The sequence below is a fragment of the Microbacterium sp. KNMS genome, from assembly GCF_053851835.1.
Genome location: NZ_JBSQBP010000103.1, coordinates 1 through 275 on the forward strand (window position 1 = coordinate 1; position 275 = coordinate 275).

A 275-nucleotide genomic window follows, 5' to 3' on the forward strand; every position below is an offset into this window, starting at 1 on the left:
CTGTTGATCGCGCCGATCGAAATGCCCGCGATCCAGCTCGGCTCGATCGCGCGTTCGGCCAGCGCCTCGTATACCCCCGCCTGATAGGCCCCCAACGCCCCGCCGCCCTGCAGCAGCAGCGCCACGGTCTTGAACGGGGTGCCATTGCCTCGGGCGTGGGTGACGGGGGCTTTCCAACGGCGCATGGGGGGCATGGGTGGGCGGTTCCTTGTGGTTGCGCCTTTCAAACTAGCCGTTGATGCAAAGGTTTCAATCCACGCCGCGCGAGGTTAACG

At 65.8% G+C, this 275-nt stretch carries 1 protein-coding gene; it reads right to left on the reverse strand.

The window, feature by feature from the left end:
* A partial coding sequence (locus ACWXWW_RS18015; protein WP_455971379.1) for a patatin-like phospholipase family protein occupies positions 1 to 194 on the reverse strand: 194 nt, incomplete at its 3' end.
* Between the last annotated feature and the right edge of the window lie 81 nt (positions 195 to 275).